Source organism: Novosphingobium sp. 32-60-15, assembly GCF_002280675.1.
In the GTDB taxonomy this organism is placed as follows: Bacteria; Pseudomonadota; Alphaproteobacteria; order Sphingomonadales; family Sphingomonadaceae; genus Novosphingobium.
The window spans coordinates 1-20,014 of sequence record NZ_NCEN01000032.1 but is presented as its reverse complement, the minus strand read 5'-3'; the positions used below and the strand labels follow the sequence as shown (position 1 = coordinate 20,014).

Genomic DNA, 20,014 nt, shown 5'->3' with positions numbered 1-20,014 from the left:
TAGGATGATTTTTAGCTTATGTCTGATCAAACATGCGCACATTTGCTGGACCGTGACCGAAACCCCGCAACATCGATCCAAAGTGTGCCCCGACGCGCTCACGGAAATACATTTTGCGTAAAAATTGGTGTATGCAAAAGCGCAAAATCCGCATACAAAAGCTAACACACCTCCATAAATGTAACGAAAGAGGGATTGGGTGACTGAAAATGCCTCATTGCTAGCGCGGATTGATCGCCTTGAATCGCTAGACGCTATTCGCCAGCTTCCGGCCAAGTATTCCTTGGCGCTTGATATGCGCGATGGCGATGCCTGGGTGAACCTGTTTCCCGAAGATGTGCGGGTCGGCGGCGGAAAGTCGGGCCGCAAGGCGCTGCGTGACTGGTTCGATGAAACCCATTCGATGCAGTTTGACGGCACCAGCCACCACATCGGCGGCCATATCATCGATTTTGACGATGCCGATCACGCGCAGGGCGTTGTCTATTCCAAGAACGAGCATGAATGCGGCCCCGAATGGGTCATCATGCAGATGATGTATTTCGATCAGTACGAACGCATCGATGGCCGCTGGTATTTCCGCCGCCGCCTGCCACTCTATTGGTACGCATCCGATCTCAACAAGCCGCCGGTGGGGGATCGCAAGATGCGCTGGCCGGGCGTTGCGCCCTATCACGGCAGCTTCCACGATTTGTTCCCGAGCTGGAAAACCTATTGGGCGCGCCACGGCCAACCCCATGATGGTCCGGTGGAACCGCCCGCCCCGCTTGAGAAGTTCATCGAAACCATGCGCAAGGGTGCGCCCCTGCCCCGTCCCCGCGTGCGGAGCTGACCGTCATGGCAAACGACATCTTCAGCCCCGTCCGTCTGGGTGACCTCACCCTTGCCAACCGCATCGTCATGGCCCCGATGACGCGTGACCGCGCAGGCCCCGATGACGAGCCGACCGGTCACATGGTCGAATACTATCGCCAGCGCGCCTCCGCCGGCCTGATCGTCACCGAAGGCACCCAGCCCTGTCCTGCGGGCAAAGGCTATTGGCGCACACCGGGCATCCATTCGCCGGTGCAGATCGCAGGCTGGCGCAAGGTTGCCAATGCCGTGCATGAACGCGGCGGGCAGATCGTCATGCAACTGATGCACGTTGGCCGTGCCTCGGTGCGCGCCAACAAGGCCGCCGATGCACCCACCATCGCGCCCAGTGCTATTGCCAGCCCCGATCCGATCCCCGGCCCCGATGGCGTTCCGGTGCCCACCGAAACCCCGCGCGCGCTGGAAACCGATGAAATCGCTAACGTCATCGCCGAATATGTTGCCGCTGCGCGCAATGCCCGCGAAGCCGGGATCGATGGTGTGGAACTGCACTGCGCCTCGGGCTATCTGCCGATGCAGTTCCTGTCCTCCAACTCCAACCAGCGCAGCGATGCCTATGGCGGTACGGCAGAAAACCGCGTCCGTTTTGTGGTCGAAGTGCTGGCGGCCATGGCCGAAGCCATCGGGCCTGGCCGCGTCGGCTTGCGCATTTGCCCCGGCGTCACCTTCAACGGCATGAACGATGCCGATCCGGCTGAAACATATGCAACTTTGCTACGCGCAATCGATGGCATAGGGCTGGCATATTGCCACCTCATCCACATCCCGAACGAAGGCTTCGATGCGCTTGATCTGGTCCGCGCCAACTGGTCCGGACCAGTGATCGAAAACTGCGGCCTTACTCTGGAAAAGGCGCAACGCCTGATCGCCGATGGCAAGGCCGATGCCGCCGCCTTCGGCTATGCCTTCATCGCCAACCCCGATCTGGTCGAACGCTTTCGCAATGGCACACCGCTTGCCAAGGCAGACCGCACCACCTTCTACACCGGCCACGGCGATGATGCGCGCGGCTACACCGATTATCCGCCCGCAAGTTAAAAGGATCACGCTTATGAACCGGCTTGAGGGCAAACGGGCTGTCGTCACGGGCGGCGCACAAGGGATCGGTGCCGCCATCGCGCGGCGTCTCGCCGCCGAAGGGGCAACCGTGGCCGTGCTTGATCTATCAGAACAAAGCGCCGCTGCCGTGCTGGCCGCCCCGCATATCGGCGTGGCCTGCGATGTGTCCGATACCGCCTCTGTCGATGCGGCTTTTGCGCAAGTCCAGGCGCGGCTGGGCGGCGTCGATATCCTCGTCAACAACGCAGGGATCGGCAGCGCGCCGGGCGATGGCATGGCCGAATACTATGCAGGCCAGGCCGCACAAGCCAGTGGCGATCCAACCGCCCATGCCGACCAGACGATCCATTGCCACGATGAAGGCTGGTCGCGCGTCCTGTCCGTGACGCTCGATGGCACGTTCCGGTGCAGCCGCGCCGCCGTGCGCATTATGGCGCGCCAAGGCCCTGATGCTTCCGGTCAAGGCGGAGCCATCATCAACATCGGTTCCACCGCCGCTCTGGCAGGCAATGGCCCCGTGCCCTATGTCACCGCCAAGGCTGCCGTGCTTGGCCTTACCCGCGCCATGGCGCGCGAACTGGCCCCGCGCGGCATCCGCGTCAATGCGGTCAACCCCGGCGCAACCGAAACCCCGATTTATGCGCCGTTGCCCGATGAAGTAAAGGCAGCGGTCGCCGCCGATAGCGTGATGAAGCGGCTCGCCCAACCGGACGAGATCGCAGGCGCAGTCGCTTTTCTTGCCAGCAACGATGCCAGCTTTGCCACAGGTAGCACGGTGAACGTCAACGGTGGGGCCTGGTTCTCGTGAACCGTAGCGCACGATAGGCCGCCGGTGATGATGACGTCAGTTGCCATGGCAGCGCATTGCTACCTCTTGCTCTTGGCAGTCAGGATACTTAAGCCGGTTGCACTATGCGTTTCTGATCTTTCAGATGCAAAAGAGGACCGGACTTGAGCGACGACAGGCCACAACGCCGTCCACGTGCCACCGCATTGGACGAAACTGATCACCGCATAATTGAAGTGTTGGCCCGCGATGGCCGTGCGCAAAGCACAACCATTGGCGAGGAATTGGGCCTGTCAGGCAATCTGGTGGCCAATCGAATCCGGGCGATGGATGCAGGCGGACTGATGCGCGTTGTCGCCGTGGCTGATTACCGGATTCACGGGTATCGCATGGTCGCGCGTATCCGGTTGCAGGTTACAGGCCGCGCTCCGATTGAAGTTGCACGCGAAATGGCGCAGCGTGAAGATGTTCTGTCGGTTCATATCACCTCCGGCCGCTATCCCGTTTCATGCCTCTATGCCTTTCATAACGCGCGTGAAATGTTGGAGGCGGTGCGCAATGCCTCGGCCGATATTGCAGGTGTCGAGGATGTCGACGTTGAACTTGTCAACAACGTCTATCGCTACGTTCCGGCCGTAGGGCCATTGGGCACGTGATGGAGTACACGTGATGCCGATGGAAACGCCTGAATACCCCACCACCGATCAGCTTGATCGCGACATCGCCTTGATGCTCGCACAAGATGCGCGACTCTCTTTCCGCAAGATTGCAGCAGATCTTGGCGTGACAGAGGGCACCGTCCGGGGCCGCGTCAAACGCCTGCAAGGCGCTGGGTTGCTGAAGCTTGTGCCCATCATTGATATCGATCGCGCGCGCGATGCGGGCACGGGCGGCCAAGGCAGTGGCCAACACATGATGTTTGTCACTGTCCGCTGTGCCAGCGGCAAGCTCAACCATGTGCGTGAGGCGCTGTTGGCCATCCCGCAAGTCAGCGCCCTGTATGATGCCAATGCCACCCCGCGTTTGGTTGCAGTTTGCATCCTGCCAAGCCTTGATGATGCCGCCATAGTTATGAACCAGATACTCAGCCTGGATGGTATCCGCGAAGCAGAAAGCGAATTGGTACTGCAATCGGTCAAATACAACGCGGCCATCGGTCCCATCGCTACACTCGAAGACCTAACCCGGCAAAGCACGGATTAAAGCGTGATGACCCGCATCTTGGGCACGACCACCTGATCAGCATTAAACCAGCGCCACAGCCCTGTGCCGGAACGGTGTCCCGCCAGGTCGACCCAATTGCCAAAGCCGGGATCAGCATCCGCGCAAACCACTATGACGCTGCCATCGCTCTCCAGTTTGGCCATCGAGTTATTCAGCCAAACCTTTTGATGCACGTGGTCGAGCGATTCCATCCACCAATTGTCAATCTGCAGGTTCCACATCCGGCATTCTGGCACCGGTGTTTCGATCACCAGTGCTTCGCCCGGTTTCAGGGTGTAATAGAAGTGCCCATACCAGATGTTGGGATCGCCGCCTGCCTTTTGAAAGACGTTCTGATCGCCATCATAGATTTGGTTGGGCTGCGCTTTGAACCATTCCGAACAATTGGCAAAAGTGTTGGCGGTGCCTTGCGTCCATGCAGCAGCCGCCGTCAATTGCCGCTCAATTGCGTCAGGCGTTAACAGGACAGGAACCGCTGGTCCTGCTCCAACGCGTTCTACACGAATTTCAGCGGGTGCCTGGCTGGCCTTGTCATCAAATGTCTGACGCACAATCAAGAGCGTGCTGTCCTCAGCCAGCGGCAACCAGTTGCCCAGATGCTTGTCTTTGCTGACGATCATTTCGAAGCTGCCATCATCAGAAAACGTCATATCGGAAAATTCAATTTCGCCGGTCGATGCCATTGTCCCATCAATGGCATAACGGTTGGCCTTGCTGCCAATTGAGCAGTACGGCACCGAGTTGCGTTTACCTGTAACGCGGTATGTCTGGTCACCCCGCACCACGCATTGCTGATAGATATTGTCCGGGTTGTCCGCGCCGATCTTGATCTTGTCATCGCATAGCATGAACAAGCGCGGAAAATCGGGATCCGCGCTGTCCACCAGCATGTTCAATGCCGTACGTGTCAGGCGGCTAAGATATCGCAACCCCTCTGCCTGATCGAGCGCATTGCCCGGTGTTGAAGGCCGCGAAAGTATGGTCCCGGCATCGGCCAGTTGCGCACAAAAATCGCGCCAAACGTGTTCAAGGTTCACGGGTGCTTGAGGCATGCATAGTTCCTGACGGACAAGGGGATATCAACAATTGCAGCAAAACAGGATAGCGCATAGGATTTGCAGCGCGCGTTTGTTGCGCAAAAAGGCCCTCGAAATGACGAACGATCTTGCAACCTTGACCGCGCGCATCGGTGCTTTGGAAGATCGCGAATCCATTCGGGAATTGATCGCCACTTATGGCACTTTGGCCGATTGTGGCGACGCGCAAGCCTTGGCGCAATTGTGGTGCGATGATGGGGAGTATGAGGTGGCCGGTTTTGCGACGGCCAAGGGTCACGATGCTATCGCAGCGCTGATTGATGCGCCTTATCACCGTGCGCTTATGGCGTCGGGCTGCGCGCACGCGCTTGGCCCCGTAACAGTCGACATCGATGGCGATTGTGCCACGGCCCGTGGCCATTCGGTGGTATTTCGACATAGCGAAGGACGCTTTGAAGCACTTCGTGTTGCTGCCAATCGCTGGACTTTGGTGCGGACTCAAGCAGGCTGGCGCGTGGCTCACCGCGCCAACGCCTTGCTTGATGGCACATTTGCTGCGCGCATGTTGCTCGCGCCTGCTCAACCCGCCATCTGACCACCGTCGATAGTGAACAACGCTCCGGTGGCTTTGCGCGATTTGGCGCTGGCCAGAAACGCGAACATTTCGGCGATGTCTTCAGGCTCGCATGCGCCGTCCAGCAACTTTGGCGCGTTGCGCATCATCAATGCCCAATCGACGCCTTCGGGTGGCGGCGTATCGCGCGTCATTGGGGTCAGCACCAAACCAGGGCAAATGGCATTGATCCGGACGCCTTGCGCGGCATATTCAATGGCAAGGCCCTTCGTAATGGCCGCCACCGCATGTTTCGATGCTGAATAGGCGATGTTATAAGGCTGGCCTTGCAACGCAGCAGTCGACGCCGTGTTCACAATCGCGCCACGGCTTTTTATCAGATGCGGCATCGCGGCCTGACAGATTACGTAAACGCTGGTTGCGTTGACCGTCATCAGCAGATCAAAATCCTGCGCGCTGAACGCATCGGACGGCCCCCACTTCAACAGCCCGGCAATGTTGCACACGAAATCCAGACCATCCCGCGCAGAGGATTCCACCAATGCGCGGCATGTGTCGAAATCGGTCGCGTCATAGGCCTGGATCACTGGCTTGATCGCCATCATCGCGGCCGTTTCTTCGAGCCCTGCCAGATTGCGGTCGCCAATCGTAAGCTGCGCTCCTTCTGCTGCAAATTTGATCGCCGTTGCACGACCGATACCGGAAGCTGCACCTGTAATCAGTCCGCGTTTTCCTTCGAACAGCATGTCATTCTCTCCGGGTCAGTGACGCTTTGCGCGATCAATTTTGTCAGGCGTTAAACGACAGGGCGGACATTTCTGCCCGCCCTATCAATGTCAGAACTTCACAGCAGCCGTCAGGCCATATGTGCGCGGATCGGGGAAGTAGCCCACCGTCAAACCACCAAAGCCGGGGCCAAAGTCGATGAAGTTCGAAGGATCGCTTTCCTTGGTCAGGTTGCGCACCCAAAGCGAGAATTCGGCCTTGGCACCGCCCAAAGGCACTTCGGCCACGCCTGCGCGCAGATTGACGATGCTGCGCCCTTTTGAACGGGTGTTGTTGGCATTTTGCGCCGACGCGTTTGGTGTGGTCAGTGCATATGGGAACGTATAATACCCCGACACATAGTTGAAATCACCGCCCACGTTGAAGCGGCCCCAATCGCCCTCGGCAACACGCAAATCTACACCCAGCGAACCTGTCGTCTTCGGCGTGTGCGGGAACGCGCGGTTGCCAGAAACATCGGTATCCACACCGTTCACGGCATCGATGTACCGCTTATATTTTGGATCAAGAAACGCCAGCGATGCGTTGATCGTCAATGCATCGATTGGACGGACCACCGTTTCGAATTCAAGTCCGCGGATCCGCGCTTGCGCTGCGTTCCTGACAATGGACGATGCCCCCGCGCCAGCAGTGAATACCGAAAGCTGGATGTCCTTATGTTCATTCCAGAAAGCAGCCACGTTGAAGATGATGCGGCCATCGGCAAAACGGGTTTTCAGGCCCATTTCATAGCTGTTGACCTCTTCAGGACGATAGGGATTGCACAATTCCACAGCGCCCGTCGGGCATGCCGCAGTCGGCGCGCGGAAATCGTTGGTTTCGCCATTGAAGCCGCCCGATTTGAAACCTTGGGCAAAGCGGGCATAGACATTGATGTCTTGCGATGCAGCATAAGCCAAAGTGACTGCCGGATTGAACTTGTTGAAAGTTGCGTCAGGCACGCCGCCATAGGGAATGTTGGCCACTACCAGTGGCGCAAAAATGCCATTGGCTGCATCGAAGTTGATGCGGAAGAAGCGGCGGATATCCTTGCGCTCATGGGTATAACGTCCACCCACTGTCAGCGTCAGCGCATCGGTAAACTTGTAATCAAGCTGGGCAAAGGCGGCAAACGCCTCGGTGTTCGAACCATAGTCAGACTGATAGGAAGCCCCGCCACCAAAGAAGCTTTGCGGCCCCAGCGTTTCAGCCTTTTCCTTGTAGTAAAACACGCCCGCCACATAATTCAGACGATCGTTCAATGCGCGCCCGCTGACTTGCAGTTCCTGGCTCCAGCTATGGAAATCCGTGTCACGCTGGGTTAGCGCGACGGGCAGAGGCGATCCGTCAAGATCAAGTGAATCCTGCCATTTGAGATTGCGGTATGCGGTGATCGATTTGATCGTCGCCGCACCCACATCAAGCGCCAATGTCAGCGCATGGCCATATGTGCGCGAGCGTTCGTACAATGGATTGGCGTCAAGCGACGCAGTCGACTGACGATCTGCATTTTCATAGAGGTTCAGCGGGAAGAACGCGCCACCAAAGGCATATCCGGGTGAATTGGGATCAAAGATATCCTCAAACCGTCCGTTGCGGTTGACGCGCACCAATTGTGCATAGTCAGGACGCTGATCGAACTTTGAATAATCGAACATGTAATCAGCGGTAAAGTTGCTGCCCTCAGGCTTGAACCGCAGTTGCACCATGCCGCTTTTGCCATCAAGATCGTTGGTCCGCCCTGTCCGGGCAGGGCCTGCTGCAACAGCTTGTGGGAAAGGATTTGGCGTCAGCTTGATGAAGCCGTCACGCTGTTGGATCTGACCGGAAAGCTTGAGCGAGAAAGGCCCGAACGACGGCAGGTCAAGCGAGGCGCGCACCCGGCGCTGGTCAAAGTTGCCGTAAGTTGCCTCGCCTCGGAAACCCAATTCACCACTGGGCATCTTGGGCACGAGGTTGACAGCCCCTGCCAGAGCATTTCGGCCATACAGGGTGCCTTGCGGACCGCGCAGGATTTCGACGCGCTCAAGATCGGCCACGTCAAAGATCGACCCTTGAGCCTTCGCGATATAGACCCCGTTCAAATAGAGCCCAACCGCAGGTTCCCACGTCACCGCAGGATTGATCGTCACAGAACCACGAATGGCGATTTGCGAAATGGTCTTGTTGGATGGCGCGCGTTCAAACTTTACGTTCGGCGCAATCGACCCCAGGCCGTCAATCGAGGTTATCCCGCGCGATTCCAAAAACTGGCTGCCCACCGCCGAAATCGCAATCGGCACGTCCTGAATGTTTTCTGACCGCTTTTGCGCGGTAACGACAATCTCGCCAATGCCAGAGCCGTTGTCAGCCGAATCCTGGGCGGCTTCCTGCGCGGTTGCAGGCACGCTTACGAGCGCAAGCGCAGTCAAAGCCGTTGTTGCAAAAAGGTTCCTCATGATGTCCCTCTCCAGAACGCTGATACGCAATCGCGTATTCTAATTGAGGCATCATCTTATTATATAGCAGTTTGTATGACAAGATATTTTAATAAACCGCAGCTCGAATGTGTAATTTTTACGCATATTAAACAACGTCAGGCCATTTACCCCGGTCCTTGTGTCGGCTTACGCCAACCCAATGGCCGAAAATGGGTCGGTGAGGTGTGACCGGCGACATCCAAAAATATTATAATGCCTTTTAATATTTTTGGATGCCGATATTGTCAGGCAAACTGAAGCATGATTCGTCTCAAGGTTGCTCGATCACCTTTCCCAAGGTGCAAAGTGACGCAACGTTCAGACAAAGAGAGAGAGCGGTGCAATCAATGGCAAAACAGTTTCACCTTGCAGACCTGTTCGAAACAGTTGCAGCAACTGTGCCATCCAAGATCGCGCTGGAATCAGATAGTCTTACCCTAACATACGCCGAACTGAACGCGAGAGCTGAGAGGATAGCCTCCGGTCTGGCTGCCAATGGTGTGAAGCATGGCGATACGGTCGGTATCTATTTGATGAACCGGGCCGAACATATTGAAGCCTTCATCGCTATCGTGAAGCTGGGTGCTGTGCCGTTCAATGTAAACTTCCGCTATCGTGAAGACGAATTGCGCTATTTGTTCCAAAATGCAGCGGCTGCGGCTGTCATCCACGGTGCAGAATTCAACGATATCATGCGCGCTTTGCAACCTCAGTTACCGGATCTTAAAGCCTCAGTGTCGGTGGAAGATGGTTCAGACACCGGTACTGCCGGGCTCATCGCTTATAACACTCTACTGGAAAGCCCTTTGCTTTCGCATTTTGAGCGCAGTGAAGATGATATTCTTCTGATTTACACCGGCGGTACCACTGGCATGCCCAAAGGCGTGATGTGGAGACACCAGGCGTTTGTTTTTGGTTGCGTTGGCGGAGGGGGGTATTTCAACCCTTCCGGCCCGATGCAGGCCCCGCAAGACATCGCGGACCGTGCCGCCAAAGGTTATCCTCTTAAATTATTGCCACTCGCCCCGCTGATGCATGCTGCAGCATTGTGGGCCGCTTGGTCGGCCCTGTTGAACGGGTTGACGGTAGTCCTTGATGAAAGCCGTACGTTTGATGCCGAAGCAATCTGGACGAAGATCGAAGAGCTTGGCGTCAACATCGTTCAGATTGTTGGCGATGCCATGGCCATCCCGCTCCGCGATACCTTGCGCTCACATCCTGAGCGGTGGAATTTGCAGCGTCTGGTGAATTTCGGATCTGGGGGCGCGGTATTCTCGCAGACCGTGAAGGACGATTTGCGCGACCTCTTGCCTCTATCCGCCACGATTAGCGATGGCATGGGCTCTTCCGAAACGGGCATCTCTGGGCCAGGTGCAACCAGCACTGATGGCATGATGCAATTGCAAAGCAGTGAAAATCTAAAAGTAGTGCTTGATGATCGCTTTGCACAAGCTGGCGAAACCGGGATCATCGCCCGTTCGGGATACACACCCATCGGCTATTTCGGTGATCCGGTTAAAACTGCCGAAGTGTTCCGCACAATCGAGGGCAAAGTCTGGGTGATAAGTGGTGATACAGGTCGCCTTGAACAGGACGGTATGATTACCGTGTTCGGCCGTGGGTCCACATGCATCAACAGCGGCGGCGAGAAGGTTTTCCCCGAGGAAGTGGAACAGGTCTTGCGCGATCACCCCGCGATCAGGGATGCGGTGGTTGCAGGACAACCTGATGCCCGTTGGGGTGAACGCGTGGTGGCCATCGTATCGCCGAACGATGGCGCTGTGCGCCCGCCACTTGGCGAATTGCGGGAATTTCTGGGACAGAAACTGGCTGGCTACAAAGTGCCCAAGGCGCTGGTCTGGGTTGACGAAGTGCGCCGTTCGCCCGCGGGCAAACAAGACTACCGTTGGGCTTTGAGCATCGCCGCCAATGCAGTAGGTTGAACGGCAAGATTTTGACGAGGGCGATGCGTGGTGCAAGCTGAAAATGACCTCGAAACCATGGGTGCCCCGAAAATCGGCCGCCGCCAGCAAGGCCTTGCCGAGCGCCGCCGAAGGTTGGTTCGCGCTGCGGGCGAATTGATTGGAGAACGGGAAAACGGCAACTTTTCAATGCCGGAACTCGCAGCGCGCGCGAGCGTCAGCCTTGCCACGCCCTACAATCTGTTCGGATCAAAGGCGGCTGTGCTCAACCAGTTGTTCGAAGGGCAGGTGCGCGGTTTCAACCGCGATAACACCTGGATGATCGGCCTGCCGCCCGCTGAAAGGGTGCTGGGCGTGGTTGACCGTCTGGTGGCTGCCTATGCCAAAGATCCAAAGTTTTACCGCAATCTGGTAAAGGCGCTGTATTCGCTGGGCACCGCGGAAACCGCCCAATTCGCCAGCCCTGTCGGCACCTTGTTGGTCCAGCCCCTGATCGAAGGGTTGACCGGCGATGGCCTTGTTCTTGCCAATGTGCCCACCCCCGTGCTGGCCACAACCCTGACGCGCCTGTTTGACGCCACCTTTGAACGCTGGGCCTTGCAGGACTGGCCCACCGAACGGTTGCAAGTGGAACTGCGCGCCGGTTTTTCCCTCGTCTTCTTTGGCCTGTTTGATGATACCGCGCAGGCGACACTGGCCGCAGCGATGCAAGCCGCCATGCCTAAAACAGACTGAACCTCGCTTCATCGCAAGCCCTGCCAAAACGGATTTTTCGCAACGCCTCTTGACGCCCTCAAACTTATTTATAATGCATTATATTAATTGAGGCATCGGGATTCGGATCGACACCATCATGCGCGACGTTTTCATCTACGATCATGTGCGAACCCCGCGTGGACGCGGCAAACCCGATGGCGGGCTGCATGAGGCAACCCCTGTCGAACTCGTCCGGCAACTGCTCGTCGCGCTGAAGCAACGCAACGCTCTGCCCGATGACAGCCTTGACGAACTGGTTCTCGGCACGGTTTCTGCCGCTGGTGAACAAGGGGCTACGCTCTCGCGCATCGCCCCTATTCTGGCGGGCTTTTCGGACCGGGCCGCAGGGCTGCACATCAACCGTGCCTGCGCCTCTGCGCTCGAAGCGGTCAGCATTCTGGCGGCAAAAATCGGCTGCGGCATGACAGAAATGGCCATTGCAGGCGGCGTGGAAAGCATGTCGCGCATTCCGATGGGGGCTGATGGCGGCGGGCCGCATGGCATTGATCCGCGCGTTTCAAACCACACGCCCTTCGTCATGCAAGGCGTCAGCGCCGATCTCCTCGCCACGCTGAACGGTTATTCCCGCGCCGATCTTGATGCCTATGCGCTGGCCAGCCAGCAACGCGCTGCACAGGCCTGGCGCAAAGGCCGGTTTGATCGTGCCGTTGTACCGGTGGTGGACGTTCTGGGCACGGTCCTGTTGGCGCATGACGAACATATCCGACCAGATGCCACGCTGGAAACGCTGGGCGCGCTCAAGCCTGCCTTTGCGGACATTGGCAAAACGATGGGCTTCGATGGCCTTGCCCTGCAACGCTATCCCGAAATTGACAGGATCGAACACGTCCACACCGCCGCTTCCAGCTCGGGCATCGTCGATGGCGCGGGCCTTGTGCTGATCGGCTCGGCACAGGCGGGCGCGGATTATGGCATGAAGCCGCGTGCCCGCATCCGCTCGTTCATCACGCTGGGATCGGAACCTGCGCTGATGCTTGATGGCCCGACGCCAGCCTGCCAGCGCGCGCTGGAAGTTGCGGGCCTTGTCCCTTCAGACATCGATCTGTGGGAACTGAACGAAGCTTTTGCCGCCGTCCCGCTGCGGCTGATGGACACGATGAACATTCCGCATGACCGCATGAACGTAAACGGTGGTGCCATCGCCATGGGCCACCCCCTTGGCGCTACCGGCGCGATGATTGCAGGCACGCTGGTCGATGAAATGGAGCGCTGCGATGTGGGCCTTGGCGTCGTCACGCTCTGCGCGGCAGGCGGCATGGGCATTGCCATGGTGCTGGAACGGGTGGGTTGAGGGAGCGCATGACGATGAGTGAAGCCGTAACCTATAGCGTCGATGGCGATGGCATCTGCACGCTGGTGCTCGATCTTCCGGGCGAAAAGATGAACGTGCTCGGGGCAACGCTCAGCAATGCCTTCGAGGCCGCCCTGCGCCGCGCGATGGCCGATGATGCGGTCAAGGGCGTGGTCATCACGTCGGGCAAATCCACCTTCGTTGCCGGTGGCGACCTGAAGATGCTGGGCGGCGGCCTGGACGTGGGCAGCATGGCCCCTGCCGAAATTGCGCATCTGTTTGCCAGCCTGTCACGCCTGTTGCGCTGGATGGAAACCGCCGGAAAGGCGGTGGCCTGCGCCATCAACGGGCTGGCCTTGGGGGGCGGGTTGGAGATCGCGCTCGCCTGTCATTACCGTGTGGTCGCCGATGATCCGCGTATCATGCTGGGCTTGCCTGAATCGCAGGTTGGCCTGTTGCCGGGCGGCGGCGGCACCCAGCGCCTGCCGCGCCTGATCGGCCTTGCCGCTTGCCTGCCGCTGCTGCTTCAAGGCAAGAACCTGTCCCCGCAAGAGGCGCTGAAGGCGGGCGTTGTCCACGCCGTTGTTCCGGCAGACGGATTGATCGAAGCCGCCAAGGCATGGCTGCGCGCCGGTGGCGATGCGGTGCAGCCTTGGGACAAAAAGGGCTTCAAGGTGCCCGGCGGCGGCGATACCCTGACCCCATCCTTCCGCAACACGTTCATCGGCATAAATGCCAACACCCGCGCCAACACGTTCGGCAACATGCCGGGTCCGGAAAAGATCGCCGCATGCCTTTACGAAGGCCTGCAATTGCCGATGGACAAGGCGCTGGGCGTGGAAGCCAAATACTTTGCGCAATTGATGATCGATCCGGTGGCGCGCAACCTGATCCGCACGATGTTCATCAACAAGGGCAAGGCTGAAAGCCTTGCCGCGCGTCCGGCGGGCGTTGAAAAAGTGACGTTCCACCGCATCGGCATTGTCGGTGCAGGCACGATGGGCGCAGGCATTGCCTTTGCCGCCGCCAAAGCCGGGATCGATGTGGTGCTGATCGACCGCGATCTAGCAGCAGCGGAAAAGGGCAAGGCCTATGCCGCAAAGCGGATGGCGCGCGATCTGGAAAAGGGCCGCACCACACAGTCCAAAATCGATAAAGTGCTGGGCCACATCCACCCCGGCACCGATTACGCCGCGCTTGGCCACACGCAACTGGTCATCGAAAGCGTGTTTGAAGACCGCGCCGTCAAAAAGGACGTGATTGCCAAAATCGCCGCCGCCGTTCCGGCAGGCACGGTGATCGCATCCAACACATCGGCCCTGCCCATTACCAGCCTTGCCGGATATGCCACGGAACAGGCGCGCTTCATCGGCATGCACTTTTTCAGTCCGGCAGAACGGATGCCGCTGGTTGAAATCATCCGGGGCAAACAGTCTGACGAAGCCAGTTGGGCAACCGCGCTCGATTTCGTCAGCGCCATCCGCAAAACGCCGATCACCGTCAACGATGGCCCCGGCTTCTTTACCACGCGCTTCATCGGGGCATTCATCACCGCCAGCCTCGATATGGTGGAAAGCGGGGTGAAGCCGGCATTGATCGAAAACGCCGCCCGCATGGTCGGCATGCCGATGGGCGCGCTGGCCATTTCGGATTCCATCGGGATCGATGTCAGCTATCACGCCAGCAAAAGCCAGGCCGAAGAGCGGGGCGAGACGGACCTGCGCTTCGCCGTGATCGGCAAGCTGTTCGAAGCAGGCCGCTATGGCATGAAAAACGGCAAGGGCTTTTTCGATTGGGACGCCAGTGGCGACAAGCGCCTGTGGACCGGCCTTGGCTCGCTTTACCCGCTGTTGCCGCAGCAGCACTCCATCGCCGAGGTCAAGGACCGCATCCTTTACGCCCAGCTTGCCGAAGCCGCGCGCGCCTTTGCGCAAGGCGTGCTCGTTGATGTGATCGACGGTGATCTGGGGGCAACGCTTGGCGTAGGCTTCCCGGCCTACCTTGGGGGGCCGTTTGCCGCGATGGATACGCTGGGCCTGTCCCATGTGATTGCACAATGTGATCGCTTGGCCGCGCACTATGGCGATCTTTACGCGCTACCCCAATTGATCCGAGACATGGCGCGCGAGGGCAAAACATTTCACGGCGATGGCGCAGTGCGCTCGCCTGGCACTGCCATCGCGGCCTGATCCGAAAGACAATTTTATGAACTTTGATTTTTCTGAAGATCAACGGCGGTTGCAGGAAGAAGTCCGGCGTGTGCTGAAAGACATCAGCACCAGCGCCGAAGTGCGGACTGTGCTGGACGGCAAGGCATCATACAGCGCCAAAACGTGGCAACATCTGGCCGACCTTGGCGCATTGGGCATTTCTATCCCCGAGGCATTCGGGGGTGCTGGTCTGGGCCATCTGGAATTGTGTCTGATAGCGGAAGAAGCCGGCCGAGCTTTGACCGCAGTCCCGCTGTTATCCAGCATATACCTTGCGGCAGAAGCAATCAAATTGGGGGGCAGTGCGACGCAAAAGGCAGCTTGGCTTCCCCAGTTGGCCAATGGAGAAGTTATTGCAACGGCCGTGCTGGATCCGCGCGCGCAAACCTTGGCCGAGGGTCGACGTCTAACTATTGTCGGTGGCAAGCTCAGCGGAACCATTGATGCTGTGCCCGATGGCATGGCAGCAAGCATCGCGGTCCTGTATGTGGATCAGCGCCTCGTCATTGTAGATCTTACCAGTGCAGATGTGATGCGCATTCCGCGTGCATCACTTGATCCAAGCCGTCCTTTGGCCAAGCTGACTTTCGATGGTACCGCTGCAGAGGAACTTTCGGGCGGTGATACCGCAGCCATCGCCCGCCGCATCACCGAAGGTGCGGCAGTCCTCCTTGCTTTTGAACAAGTGGGCGGTGCAGAACGTGCGCTTTACGCTGCGCGCGATTATGCATTGGAACGGCATGCCTTTGGTCGCACGATTGGCAGCTTTCAAAGCGTAAAGCATAAGCTGGCCGATATGTTCGCAGCGATAGAACTGGCACGTGCGCATGCCTATTACGGTGCCTGGGCGATGGCAACAGACGCGCCAGAACTTGCTCGTGCGGCTTCTGCTGCGCGCGTCGCTGCAACCGATGCCTATACTTTTGCGGCTGAAGAGAGCCTGCATTTGCACGGCGGCATTGGCTATACTTGGGAAATGGACTGCCACATCCATTTGCGCCGCGCCCGATGGCTGGGCCAGATCATCGGCACAACCCATGTCTGGCGCGATGCGCTGGCGGCTGCACTGATTGAGGAAGCGGCATAATGGACTTTAACGACACTCCTCTAGAAGCCCAATTCCGCGCAGAAGTGCGCGCGTGGCTGAAAGCCAATGCAACCGAGCGTCATACCCGTGAGGACAAGTTCGGCGCTGGGTTGAACGAGGACGATTACCTTGCCGCTGCCCGCACGTGGCAGGCCAAAAAAGCCAAAGCCGGCTATGCTGCAATCGCTGCACCCAAAACGATGGGCGGTCTTGGCGGCACACCCGCCATGCAAGTGGTCTACAGTCAGGAAGAGGCCAAATTTCTGGTGCCTGACTGTGTCTTTGAAGTCAGCCTTGGTACCGCCCTGCCCACCGTGGCCATGTGGGGAACGCCTGAACAAAAGGAAAAGTACCTCGCGCGCGCTTTTATGGGCGACCACATCTGGTGCCAGCTTTTCTCGGAACCCTCTGCAGGATCAGACATCGGCAACGTCCGCACCCGCGCAGTGCGCGATGGCGACGATTGGGTGGTAACCGGCCAGAAAGTCTGGACATCAGGCGCGCACTTTGCCGATTATGGCATCCTGCTGGCGCGTACCGATTGGGATAGCCCGAAGGCAAAAGGCCTGACCATGTTCATTGTCGATATGAAGGCCGAGGGGGTGGATGTGCGCCCCATCCACCAAGCCAGCGATGAATATCACTTCAACGAAGTCTTTCTCAATGACGTTCGCATCCCCGATAGCGAGCGATTGGGGCACGAAGGTAACGGCTGGAAGGTGATGCTATCCACGCTGATGCAAGAACGGTTTGCGTTGGGCAGCAACTTCTCGGGCGATTTGTATGCGCAGCTAATCGGCTTGGCGCAGCAGGCTGAATGGAACGGCGCCCCTGCCATTAGCAACGCCACCGTCCGCGCTGGCATTGCCGATACTTATATCCAGCAGTTCGGCGTAGATCTGATCGTCCGGCGCGGCATGAGCGCGATTTCTCGGGGGGAAAGCCCCGGCCCGGAAATGGCGTCGGTCAAGCTTATCGGCGCACGCGCCTTCCAAACCGGCGGCGCGCTTGCAATTGAACTGGGCGGTGCAGAAGGGCTGATTGCCGCGCAGGATCTGGGCGCGGAATGGCGGCTGCCGCAGTTGCTGTGGATTTCTGCGCCTGGTGCGCGCATCGCAGGCGGCACCGATGAAATCCAGAAGAACACCATAGCCGAACGCGTCCTTGGCCTTCCCGGTGAAATCCGCACCGACCGTGATTTACCGTTCCGCGAACTGGAGCGTTAGGGCGAGTTTGCCGGATCAGCTCTTCGCATAACGCGCGGCCAGCCATGCGCAGACGAGCAATTGCAACTGGTGGAAGATCATCAGTGGCAGAATGACCATACCCACCTGTTCGGGTGCAAACAGTGCGCCTGCCATCGGCACACCTGTTACCAGGCTCTTTTTCGAACCACAGAACAGCAAGACCACCGAATCCTCGTGCGAAAAGCCGGCAAGGCGCGAAGCCATCCCGTTCAGCGCGATTATTACGCCCAGGATCGCCACTGATGCGACAAACAACACACCCAGATCAAATGGCCCTACCCTTTGCCAAACGCCATTCACGACGGCCGCGCTAAACGCCGCATAGACCACCAGCAGGATTGAACCGCGATCCACCGGTTGTAACAACCGCTTATGTTTGTCGATCCACGCGCCGATGACCGGCCTCAAAACATGCCCCGCCACAAACGGCAGCAACAGTTGTGTGGCGATTTTCTGCACTGAACCAAGGCCGTTTACGCTACCTGCCCCGCCAGCATGGATCAACAACGTCACCAAAAGCGGCGTCAGCACGATACCAAGAAGATTTGATAGCGAAGCACTGCACACCGCAGCCGCTACATTCCCCCGCGCGATTGCGGTAAACGCAATTGAACTTTGCACGGTTGATGGCAGCAGCGTGAGAAACAGCAGCCCCACTGCCAAAGCGGGATCAACAATCAACCCAGCCACCTGTTCAGCCGCGAGGCCAAGCACCGGAAACAACACATAAGTGAAGGCCAGCACCAGAAGATGCAGCCGCCAATTTGTGATCCCAGCCCAGATTGCGTCGCGTGAGAGCTTTGCACCATGCAGAAAAAACAGGAGGACGATAGCGGTATCGGCAGCGTAATCGAACGCGACCAACGCAATCCCCTGCGCGGGAAGCAGCGTTGCCGCCACGACCGTTCCGATCAGCAACAGCGTAAAGTGATCAATCGCCGGGATTTTCAAACGCAATGCCATGGTCCTGCCGTTATAACCTTCATCAAGCCAGTGAACTGTTCAGAGCGCAAAGCCACAAACTGGTGGCAAGGGCAATTGCTCCGGCTGTGTGCCCAGACGCCCATGTTGCCGTTATGCGCCCCCTCGGCAATGGCAGCGTCCAGTCTTGGCAAATGAACAAGCGCAACCCTGCATCGGAACATTAAAACTATGGCACGTATGGCAAAGATTGAATTGCGCGATCTCGAAATTGCAGCAGCCATCGGCACGTATGGCCCTCAAGATGTGGTCCCTGACGCGCACATTCTTGATCTAACGCTGACCATTGCGCCCGAACTCGTGCAGATCCGTGCAGATGATATGGCATTGGTCTTTGATTATGACCCGCTGATTGCGCGGATTGACCAGATCGCCTGCAGCCAGCATTACCATACTCAAGAATATTTGATGACGCAGATTATTGCTGCCTGCATCACTTACAGCCAGATCACCGCACTGGATATTTGCATCAGAAAGCGCCCGGTGCTCGGCAATACAGGTTCATTGGGCGTTCGAATGACGCTTGATGCTGAAGACATGGCAGCGTTTGCGCAAACGTAGGACCTCAGCCTATTTGTAAACAGCCCGCCTGTCTGAAAACTGCCTCACCCGCTTACGCCATGCCCTGTAACTGCCAGGCTTCAACTGACCGCGCATCAATGCTTTGACAGCGTCTGGCCCCAACCCGTGCATGGCGCGGATGTGGGCAAAGCTGACCGTATCGCTTAACGCCAGTTCGATAATCTCGCTGATCTGAGAAGGCTCCAATTCAGGCTTTTGCATCAAACGTCCTGCCAAGATCATGGATTGTTGCACATTGGCCTAAAGCTGGTGCGCCGCAAACGACGCTGCCGGATGCTGCTGGATGCCTTCAAACACAACCCGTCCCGCAGGGCAAACAAGCAAAAGGCCCCGTCCTTGCCGGACGGGGCCTTGTCATGCTTTTGTGTCTTGGCAGGTATCTGCCGGGATCAGGCAGCCTTTGGCGCGCGGCGACGGTTGCGGCGGGCCAGCGCAAGACCGGCAAGACCGGCACCCAGCAGACCCAGCATGCCGGGTTCTGGCACTGACGTTCCGCCAGTGGTGCTGTTGAAGGTGTAGGACTTGATCTTGGTCAGATAGTCACCACCGACGATGGGGTTGCCCCACCATGCCCACAGGTTCACGTTGGCACCGCTCATGATCAACTTCTGCGGGTGCGTTGTGGTTGCGTACAGCGGATTGTCGGTAACCTGCTGGCCATTGATCAGGCGCGTGCCATCGAGCGAGCTGAGCACCGCTGTGAAGTTTGGCAATGCACCACCCGGGAAAGCCGCGAAGGCTGCGCTGGTCATCGATGCGTTGATGTCCGCGCCGGTGAACGTGGCCGACTGCGATGTCGAATTGATGCTCAACACCGAATTGTTGGTCATCGTGTAGGTGTAGATTGCGGCTGATGCCGGCATCGCGGTCGATGCAGCAGCAAGAGCTACGGCAGCGGCTAAAAGCTTCTTAATAGGCATAGTTAAAACCCTTCCGTCAATTTTCAGCGTGCTGCAGCCCTAAATTCGCTGCTGCGTTACTGCCCCAAACCAAATCTTTACCTCTTGCAGCCATGTCAGCAGCATGTGTCGGGGAAGTTCAACTAGGCTCAGGACCCATTAAATCGCTTGCGCTGGCGGCGATGGCTTGATTCAATAGCGGCGTTGAGGAGGCGCTGCTTTTGTCGGAACTCTGGTTGT

Annotated in this window: 19 protein-coding genes; 13 read left to right on the top strand and 6 right to left on the bottom strand. The window is 58.1% G+C overall.

Translation table 11 applies throughout. From position 1 onward, the window contains the following. The first annotated feature begins 199 nt into the window (after positions 1 to 199). From B7Y89_RS16620 to B7Y89_RS16600, 5 genes are all read left to right on the top strand, one after another. On the top strand, positions 200 to 832 hold the full coding sequence (locus B7Y89_RS16620; RefSeq protein ID WP_292940171.1) for a nuclear transport factor 2 family protein: 633 nt from the start codon (positions 200 to 202) through the stop codon (positions 830 to 832). 5 nt (positions 833 to 837) lie between these two features. Then, complete coding sequence (locus tag B7Y89_RS16615) at positions 838 to 1,911, top strand: alkene reductase (RefSeq protein WP_292940168.1); 1,074 nt, start codon at positions 838 to 840, stop codon at positions 1,909 to 1,911. 13 nt (positions 1,912 to 1,924) lie between these two features. Next, entirely contained in the window at positions 1,925 to 2,740 is an 816-nt protein-coding gene (locus B7Y89_RS16610; protein ID WP_292940165.1) for an SDR family oxidoreductase, read from the top strand. Positions 2,741 to 2,883: 143 nt separating this feature from the next. Next, complete coding sequence (locus B7Y89_RS16605; RefSeq protein WP_292940162.1) at positions 2,884 to 3,375, top strand: Lrp/AsnC family transcriptional regulator; 492 nt, start codon at positions 2,884 to 2,886, stop codon at positions 3,373 to 3,375. A gap of 13 nt (positions 3,376 to 3,388) precedes the next feature. Then, entirely contained in the window at positions 3,389 to 3,922 is a 534-nt protein-coding gene (locus tag B7Y89_RS16600; protein WP_292940159.1) for an Lrp/AsnC family transcriptional regulator, read from the top strand. Here the strand turns inward: B7Y89_RS16600 and B7Y89_RS16595 are convergent. Next, positions 3,919 to 4,995 (bottom strand): DUF1214 domain-containing protein, encoded by a 1,077-nt coding sequence (locus tag B7Y89_RS16595; protein WP_292940156.1) that lies wholly within the window; start codon positions 4,993 to 4,995, stop codon positions 3,919 to 3,921. The two genes, B7Y89_RS16600 and B7Y89_RS16595, sit on opposite strands and share 4 nt — an antisense overlap. A 100-nt stretch (positions 4,996 to 5,095) precedes the next feature. Between B7Y89_RS16595 and B7Y89_RS16590 the strand changes: the two genes are divergently transcribed. Further along, a complete protein-coding gene (locus B7Y89_RS16590; protein WP_292940153.1) occupies positions 5,096 to 5,575 on the top strand; it encodes a nuclear transport factor 2 family protein in 480 nt (159 codons plus the stop codon). Here the strand turns inward: B7Y89_RS16590 and B7Y89_RS16585 are convergent. Beyond that, complete coding sequence (locus B7Y89_RS16585; RefSeq protein WP_292940150.1) at positions 5,560 to 6,300, bottom strand: SDR family oxidoreductase; 741 nt, start codon at positions 6,298 to 6,300, stop codon at positions 5,560 to 5,562. The two genes, B7Y89_RS16590 and B7Y89_RS16585, sit on opposite strands and share 16 nt — an antisense overlap. 90 nt (positions 6,301 to 6,390) lie before the next feature. Next, positions 6,391 to 8,757, bottom strand: coding sequence for a TonB-dependent receptor (locus tag B7Y89_RS16580; protein WP_292940147.1), 2,367 nt, complete (start codon positions 8,755 to 8,757; stop codon positions 6,391 to 6,393). Between the two features lie 368 nt (positions 8,758 to 9,125). Here B7Y89_RS16580 and B7Y89_RS16575 point away from each other — a divergent pair, with 368 nt between their 5' ends. The 6 genes from B7Y89_RS16575 to B7Y89_RS16550 all read left to right on the top strand — a co-directional run bounded on the left by B7Y89_RS16575 (position 9,126) and on the right by B7Y89_RS16550 (position 17,291). Next, positions 9,126 to 10,721, top strand: coding sequence for an AMP-binding protein (locus B7Y89_RS16575; RefSeq protein ID WP_292940144.1), 1,596 nt, complete (start codon positions 9,126 to 9,128; stop codon positions 10,719 to 10,721). A 27-nt stretch (positions 10,722 to 10,748) separates the two neighbouring features. Further along, complete coding sequence (locus B7Y89_RS16570; RefSeq protein WP_292940141.1) at positions 10,749 to 11,435, top strand: TetR/AcrR family transcriptional regulator; 687 nt, start codon at positions 10,749 to 10,751, stop codon at positions 11,433 to 11,435. 118 nt (positions 11,436 to 11,553) lie between these two features. Beyond that, positions 11,554 to 12,768 (top strand): acetyl-CoA C-acetyltransferase, encoded by a 1,215-nt coding sequence (locus B7Y89_RS16565; protein WP_292940138.1) that lies wholly within the window; start codon positions 11,554 to 11,556, stop codon positions 12,766 to 12,768. A gap of 14 nt (positions 12,769 to 12,782) precedes the next feature. Continuing rightward, positions 12,783 to 14,957, top strand: a complete 2,175-nt coding sequence (locus tag B7Y89_RS16560) for an FAD-dependent oxidoreductase (RefSeq protein WP_292940135.1) — start codon at positions 12,783 to 12,785, stop codon at positions 14,955 to 14,957. Between the two features lie 16 nt (positions 14,958 to 14,973). After that, entirely contained in the window at positions 14,974 to 16,065 is a 1,092-nt protein-coding gene (locus B7Y89_RS16555; protein WP_292940132.1) for an acyl-CoA dehydrogenase family protein, read from the top strand. Then, positions 16,065 to 17,291 carry an acyl-CoA dehydrogenase family protein gene (locus B7Y89_RS16550; RefSeq protein WP_292940129.1) on the top strand — a complete coding sequence of 409 codons (1,227 nt, stop codon included), beginning with the start codon at positions 16,065 to 16,067 and terminating at the stop codon, positions 17,289 to 17,291. Before B7Y89_RS16555 ends, B7Y89_RS16550 begins: the two co-directional genes overlap by 1 nt. A gap of 15 nt (positions 17,292 to 17,306) precedes the next feature. On the opposite strand, the gene B7Y89_RS16545 is transcribed toward B7Y89_RS16550, so the two are convergent. After that, a complete protein-coding gene (locus tag B7Y89_RS16545; RefSeq protein ID WP_292940127.1) occupies positions 17,307 to 18,275 on the bottom strand; it encodes a bile acid:sodium symporter family protein in 969 nt (322 codons plus the stop codon). Positions 18,276 to 18,464: 189 nt separating this feature from the next. Between B7Y89_RS16545 and B7Y89_RS16540 the strand changes: the two genes are divergently transcribed. After that, complete coding sequence (locus tag B7Y89_RS16540; protein ID WP_292940124.1) at positions 18,465 to 18,854, top strand: dihydroneopterin aldolase; 390 nt, start codon at positions 18,465 to 18,467, stop codon at positions 18,852 to 18,854. Between the two features lie 9 nt (positions 18,855 to 18,863). Here B7Y89_RS16540 and B7Y89_RS16535 read toward each other — a convergent pair whose 3' ends face one another. Continuing rightward, a complete protein-coding gene (locus B7Y89_RS16535; RefSeq protein WP_292940121.1) occupies positions 18,864 to 19,097 on the bottom strand; it encodes a DUF2805 domain-containing protein in 234 nt (77 codons plus the stop codon). Positions 19,098 to 19,264: 167 nt separating this feature from the next. Then, positions 19,265 to 19,795 carry a PEP-CTERM sorting domain-containing protein gene (locus B7Y89_RS16530; protein WP_292940118.1) on the bottom strand — a complete coding sequence of 177 codons (531 nt, stop codon included), beginning with the start codon at positions 19,793 to 19,795 and terminating at the stop codon, positions 19,265 to 19,267. Between the last annotated feature and the right edge of the window lie 219 nt (positions 19,796 to 20,014).

Bases quoted from the DNA above. Each gene is read 5' to 3' on its own strand.
- B7Y89_RS16615 (WP_292940168.1), top strand. From the start codon at position 838: ATGGCAAACGACATCTTCAGCCCCGTCCGTCTGGGTGACCTCACCCTT.
- B7Y89_RS16610 (WP_292940165.1), top strand. From the start codon at position 1,925: ATGAACCGGCTTGAGGGCAAACGGGCTGTCGTCACGGGCGGCGCACAA.
- B7Y89_RS16600 (WP_292940159.1), top strand. From the start codon at position 3,389: ATGCCGATGGAAACGCCTGAATACCCCACCACCGATCAGCTTGATCGC.
- B7Y89_RS16595 (WP_292940156.1), bottom strand. From the start codon at position 4,995: ATGCCTCAAGCACCCGTGAACCTTGAACACGTTTGGCGCGATTTTTGT.
- B7Y89_RS16590 (WP_292940153.1), top strand. From the start codon at position 5,096: ATGACGAACGATCTTGCAACCTTGACCGCGCGCATCGGTGCTTTGGAA.
- B7Y89_RS16585 (WP_292940150.1), bottom strand. From the start codon at position 6,300: ATGCTGTTCGAAGGAAAACGCGGACTGATTACAGGTGCAGCTTCCGGT.
- B7Y89_RS16580 (WP_292940147.1), bottom strand. From the start codon at position 8,757: ATGAGGAACCTTTTTGCAACAACGGCTTTGACTGCGCTTGCGCTCGTA.
- B7Y89_RS16575 (WP_292940144.1), top strand. From the start codon at position 9,126: ATGGCAAAACAGTTTCACCTTGCAGACCTGTTCGAAACAGTTGCAGCA.
- B7Y89_RS16565 (WP_292940138.1), top strand. From the start codon at position 11,554: ATGCGCGACGTTTTCATCTACGATCATGTGCGAACCCCGCGTGGACGC.
- B7Y89_RS16560 (WP_292940135.1), top strand. From the start codon at position 12,783: ATGAGTGAAGCCGTAACCTATAGCGTCGATGGCGATGGCATCTGCACG.
- B7Y89_RS16555 (WP_292940132.1), top strand. From the start codon at position 14,974: ATGAACTTTGATTTTTCTGAAGATCAACGGCGGTTGCAGGAAGAAGTC.
- B7Y89_RS16550 (WP_292940129.1), top strand. From the start codon at position 16,065: ATGGACTTTAACGACACTCCTCTAGAAGCCCAATTCCGCGCAGAAGTG.
- B7Y89_RS16545 (WP_292940127.1), bottom strand. From the start codon at position 18,275: ATGGCATTGCGTTTGAAAATCCCGGCGATTGATCACTTTACGCTGTTG.
- B7Y89_RS16540 (WP_292940124.1), top strand. From the start codon at position 18,465: ATGGCACGTATGGCAAAGATTGAATTGCGCGATCTCGAAATTGCAGCA.
- B7Y89_RS16535 (WP_292940121.1), bottom strand. From the start codon at position 19,097: ATGATCTTGGCAGGACGTTTGATGCAAAAGCCTGAATTGGAGCCTTCT.
- B7Y89_RS16530 (WP_292940118.1), bottom strand. From the start codon at position 19,795: ATGCCTATTAAGAAGCTTTTAGCCGCTGCCGTAGCTCTTGCTGCTGCA.